Below are 5,019 nucleotides of genomic sequence, written 5' to 3'. Positions count from 1 at the left end.
CCATTGGTGCCGGCGATGAAGACTACGGCGACATGGGCCACATGAACCACGGTGATATGGACCAAGGATCCATGGACCATGGTGAGCACATGGACCACTCGGAATCCGCAGACATGTCTGACATGAAGAAAGAAGAGCACGCGCACTAGAAACCAGCGTGCTCTGGGCCAAGGTAGGCAAGAAATCAGTTCTCACGAGATAGGGAGAAATCAAAGATGAGCGGGTTCGCGGAACCTGTCAGTCGGCGTGGACTGCTCGCCGGAAGTGCTGTGGCGGCAAGCTCGGTAGCGCTTGCAAGCTGTGCGAAAGAGGACGATCCCGGACAGACATCGGCGGATGCCTCCCGCGCAGCGCAGGCCGGAGACGCGGGAAGCACTGGGCCGGAGCGCCGCGAGGAAACCATGGGCGGCGATATCGTCGCCTTCGACGGCGAGCACCAGGCGGGCATCCAAACCCCGGTCCAGGCACATGTGGAGCTGGTGGGCTTTAACCTGAAAAAGGGAACCACCGCTCGCGGCGCTACCGCGTTGATGCGCCTGTGGACGGAGGACGCCCGCCGCCTGTGCACCGGTGAGAACCCGTTGGGCAGCCTCGAACCCGAATTGTCTACCACCCCGGCAAACCTCACCGTGACATGCGGTTGGGGAGAAGGATTCTTCGACACCGTGGGCGTCGCCAAGCCCAGCTGGCTGCGAGATATCCAGGCTTTTGACCACGATGACCTCCGCCCGGAATGGGGCCAGACAGATATCGTCCTGCAGATCTGCAGCGATGATCCTTTCACTGCCGCCTTCGTGGTGCGGCATATGACCCGCGCAGGCAAAGATTACGCCGACGTTGCGTGGATCCAACAGGGGTTCAGCCACGCCTATGGTTCGTCACCGAAGGGTGAAACTCCACGCAACCTCTTCGGGCAGAAAGACGGCACGGTCAATCCCCGAAGCGATGAAGATTTCAACGAGCAGGTGTGGATCGAAGACGGCCCCTTCGCCGGCGGCAGCGCCATGGTGGTACGCCGCATCCACATGAACCTGGACACATGGGAGCAGCTTGATCGCGCAGCACGCGAAAACTCGACTGGACGCACGCTCGATACCGGAGCTCCTATAGGCGCTAAGGACGAGTTCGACTCGGTGGATCTGGATGCCCGCAATGAGTTTGGGCTCAAAGCCATTGATGAAAACTCGCATGTCGCCAGAGCACATCCGCCGGCAGAGCATCCAGAACAGAAACTTTTGCGTCGCCCGTATAACTACAACCTTCCACCGACTCCGGAGACCACCAAGCGTGGTGAGCTCAGCAATGCCGGGTTGATCTTCATCTGCTACCAGAAGGATCCTACGGCTCAGTTCGAGCCCATCCAGGCGCGCCTCGACAAAGCGGATCGCCTCAACGAGTGGATTACCCACATTGGCTCGGCCGTGTACTACATGCCGGCCGGAACTGAGGGCGAAACCTTTTGGGGCGAGTCGCTCATCCGCAGTTAAGAGGGGTAGACTAAGCCGCTGTAACTTTCTCAATGAGTGCTGCTCGGCCAGGTATGTCGAGCGGCGCGTGAGCGCAAAGGAGCGCAACAAGTCATGGCGGAAATGATTCCAGCAGTCCCGGTGAACTACGAGGCGATCACGGTCCCGGCCGGTACTGCCGTGGGAGCAGCGATGCGCGAGCATGAGCTGCCCAACAAGGGCCCCGAAGCAGTCGTCGTCGTCCGCGGTGCTGACGGTACCCTTTACGATCTCTCCCACACGCCGGACACTGACGCTGAGTTCACTCCAGTTGCTGCATGCGAGGAAGACGGCCGTGCCGTTATTCGCCACTCCTGCGGGCACGTGATGGCCCAGGCTGTGCAGGCGGAGTTCCCCGGCACGAAGCTGGGCATTGGCCCGGCCATCGAGAACGGCTTCTACTTCGACTTCCAGACCGCAGAGCCCTTCACTCCGGAGGACCTCAAGGCTATTGAGAAGCGCATGAAGAAGATCATCAAGAGCGGCCAGCGCTTCGAGCGCCACGTCTACTCCTCCCCGGAGGAAGCAGAGCAGGCGCTTGCGGCCGAGCCGTTTAAGCTCGAGCTGGTCCAGGATAAGGGCAACGTGGACCCTGATTCCGACGAGGCTGCCGAGGTTGGTGCCGGCGATCTGACCCACTACGACAACGTCAACCCGCGCACCGGCGAGGTGGAGTGGTTTGATCTGTGCCGTGGCCCGCACGTTCCGACCACCAAGTACATTCCAGCTTTTGCCCTGACGCGTTCTTCTGCTGCCTACTGGCGCGGCGACCAGTCCAAGGCCGGCCTGCAGCGCATTTATGGCACCGCCTTCGAATCCAAGGAAGCACTTGAGTCCTACAAGACCATGGTCGAAGAGGCAGAAAAGCGCGACCACCGTCGTTTGGGCGCCGAGCTGGACCTGTTCTCCTTCCCAGATGAGATCGGTTCCGGTTTCCCGGTGTTCCACCCCAATGGCGCTACCGTGCGCATGGAGATGGAAGAGCACTCCCGCCGCCGCCACATCGCGGACGGCTACTCCTTCGTGTCCACCCCGCACCTGACCAAGGGTGACCTGTTCAAGAAGTCTGGACACCTCGACTTCTACGCGGATGGCATGTTCCCGCCGATGCAGCTCGACGGCGAGTGGGATGAGGACGGCAACTGCACCAAGCAGCCGCAGGACTACTACGCCAAGCCGATGAACTGCCCGATGCACAACCTCATCTTCGCCTCCCGCGGTCGTTCTTACCGTGAGTTACCGCTGCGCCTCTTCGAGTTCGGAACGGTCTACCGCTATGAGAAGTCCGGCGTTATCCACGGTCTGACCCGCGCTCGCGGCTTTACCCAGGATGACTCCCACATCTACTGCACCCCTGAGCAACTTGAAGATGAGCTGACTAAGGTGCTGGAGTTCATCATTTCTCTTCTCAAGGACTACGGCCTGGATGACTTCTACCTGGAGCTGTCCACCAAGGACCCGAACAAGTACGTTGGCTCGGATGAGATCTGGGAGCGCTCGACGAAGATCCTGCAGTCTGTAGCGGAGAAGTCCGGCCTCGAGCTGGTCCCGGACCCGGCAGGCGCGGCCTTCTACGGCCCGAAGATCTCTGTCCAGGCTCGCGATGCCATTGGCCGTACCTGGCAAATGTCCACCGTGCAGCTGGACTTCAACCTGCCGGAGCGCTTCGAGCTCGAGTACACGGCATCGGATGGCTCCAAGCAGCGCCCGATCATGATTCACCGCGCACTTTTCGGTTCCATCGAGCGATTCTTCGGCGTGCTCCTGGAGCACTATGCGGGTGCATTCCCGGCGTGGCTGGCCCCGCACCAGGTGGTGGGCATTCCGGTCGCTGATACCTTTGCCCCGCACCTCGAGGAGGTTTGTGCACAGCTGCGTGCACGCGGCCTGCGCGCTGACGTGGATACCTCCGATGACCGCATGCAGAAGAAGATTCGCAACCACACCACGGGCAAGGTGCCATTCATGCTGTTGGCCGGCGAGCGCGACGTCGAAGCGGGTGCGGTCTCCTTCCGCTTCCTCGACGGCACCCAAGTTAACGGCGTGCCCGTGGAGGCTGCGGTCAACGTCATCGAGGCTTGGGTGCGCGAGCGCAACAACGAACAGCCGACCAAGGAAACCATCGCCGAGCGCGTCTAGAGGCATGCGCATCTAGACAGAGGTTTAGAAAGGGAGCACACACAGAGTGGGAGAGTACGTCGATACCGGCCTGGGAACCCCCGACCGCTTAGAACGCCTGTGGGCGCCGTACCGTATGAGCTACATCAAGCGTGAGGGCGGCGCCGGCGACGTGCCAAAGGAAGCCCGTAACCCATTTGTGGAGATCCCGCAGATGTCGGACGAGGACGGGCTCATCGTTGCCCGCGGTGAGCTTGTCTATTGTGTGCTCAACCTTTATCCCTATAACGCCGGCCACATGATGGTCATCCCGTACCGCCAGGAGTCTGAGCTGGAAAACCTTACCGAGGAGGAGTCCCGCGAGCTCTTTCAGTTCGCGCAGGCCGCCATCCGGGTCCTGAAGAGGGTTTCCGGCCCCGATGCCGTCAACGCCGGCTTTAACTTGGGGCGGGCCTCGGGTGGATCGGTAGGACAGCACCTGCACATGCACATCGTTCCGCGCTGGAGCGGAGATTCAAACTTCATGACTATTGTGGACGGAGTTAAAGTGCTGCCGCAGCTCCTCAAAGACACCCGTTCCCTTCTTGCTCAGGGATGGGCGGAGCTCGCCGCCGAGGGAATCATCTCAGGAGAAGCGCATGCTTAGTGTTCACGGGCGTAAGCCCGCCGCCGTGGTTGTGGTACCGGTGGCCAAGCTCTTCCTCAAGATGGGCCTGACCCCCAATATTGTCACCATCGTGGGAACGATCGTCACCATTGCCATATCGGTCATCCTCATCCCACTTGATCACCTTTTTGCCGCCGCGCTGTTGTCGGGCCTCTTCGCGGCCTTCGACATGCTCGACGGCACGATGGCGCGCCTGACCACGGGCGGTTCTAACTTCGGAGCCACTCTCGACGCCTCCTGCGACCGCATTACTGACGGTGCTTTGTTCGCGGCGATCGCTTACTGGATGGTGTACGTCGATAACGCTCACCCCATAAACTTCGCTGCCTGCATGGTGGTGCTGGTTAGTTCCCAGGTCATCTCTTATGTCAAGGCGCGCGGCGAGGCTTCTGGGTTTAAGATGGTCGGCGGTCTCGTCGAGCGCCCCGAGCGCCTCATCCTAGGACTCGGCGGCGTGGGGTTGGAAGGCCTGGGCGTGCCTTATGCGCTGGAAGTCGCCCTGTGGCTGCTGGCTGTGGGGTCTATCTTCACTATTTACCAGCGCATGCGCCAAGCGGCACGTCAGGACACCAAGGCGCGTTTTAAGAAGGAACTGAAGCACCTATAGCTCAATACCCGCTCCCACCGGAAGGTACCGTGCCCCCGGCCCGCACAGAAAGGCTCCGCAACCGTGGCTCTACTGGATCGTGACCGGCTGACCGCCGCCGCGTACATCGCGTGCTGGAAGGT

Annotated in this window: 4 protein-coding genes; all 4 read left to right on the top strand. The window is 60.9% G+C overall.

The genetic code is table 11. The features are described 5' to 3' along the window. Window positions 1-215: 215 nt before the first annotated feature. The 4 genes from RDN59_RS11410 to pgsA all read left to right on the top strand — a co-directional run bounded on the left by RDN59_RS11410 (window position 216) and on the right by pgsA (window position 4,897). Window positions 216-1,487 carry a Dyp-type peroxidase gene (locus tag RDN59_RS11410; protein ID WP_308607943.1) on the top strand — a complete coding sequence of 424 codons (1,272 nt, stop codon included), beginning with the start codon at window positions 216-218 and terminating at the stop codon, window positions 1,485-1,487. 93 nt (window positions 1,488-1,580) lie between these two features. After that, on the top strand, window positions 1,581-3,644 hold the full coding sequence (thrS, locus tag RDN59_RS11405; RefSeq protein ID WP_308607942.1) for a threonine--tRNA ligase: 2,064 nt from the start codon (window positions 1,581-1,583) through the stop codon (window positions 3,642-3,644). 46 nt (window positions 3,645-3,690) lie between these two features. Beyond that, on the top strand, window positions 3,691-4,269 hold the full coding sequence (locus tag RDN59_RS11400) for an HIT domain-containing protein (protein ID WP_308607941.1): 579 nt from the start codon (window positions 3,691-3,693) through the stop codon (window positions 4,267-4,269). Beyond that, the gene (gene pgsA, locus RDN59_RS11395) at window positions 4,262-4,897 is read left to right on the top strand and encodes a phosphatidylinositol phosphate synthase (RefSeq protein WP_070522083.1); all 636 of its coding nucleotides are present in this window, start codon (window positions 4,262-4,264) and stop codon (window positions 4,895-4,897) included. Before RDN59_RS11400 ends, pgsA begins: the two co-directional genes overlap by 8 nt. The last annotated feature ends 122 nt before the right edge of the window (window positions 4,898-5,019 follow it).

Origin of the sequence: uncultured Corynebacterium sp., assembly GCF_902489365.1 — a bacterium.
GTDB lineage: Bacteria > Actinomycetota > Actinomycetes > Mycobacteriales > Mycobacteriaceae > Corynebacterium.
The sequence above is the reverse complement of the archived record's forward strand: the minus strand, read 5'-3'. Positions and strand labels throughout refer to the sequence as shown.

Bases quoted from the DNA above. Each gene is read 5' to 3' on its own strand.
- pgsA (WP_070522083.1), top strand. From the start codon at position 4,262: ATGCTTAGTGTTCACGGGCGTAAGCCCGCCGCCGTGGTTGTGGTACCG.
- thrS (WP_308607942.1), top strand. From the start codon at position 1,581: ATGGCGGAAATGATTCCAGCAGTCCCGGTGAACTACGAGGCGATCACG.
- RDN59_RS11410 (WP_308607943.1), top strand. From the start codon at position 216: ATGAGCGGGTTCGCGGAACCTGTCAGTCGGCGTGGACTGCTCGCCGGA.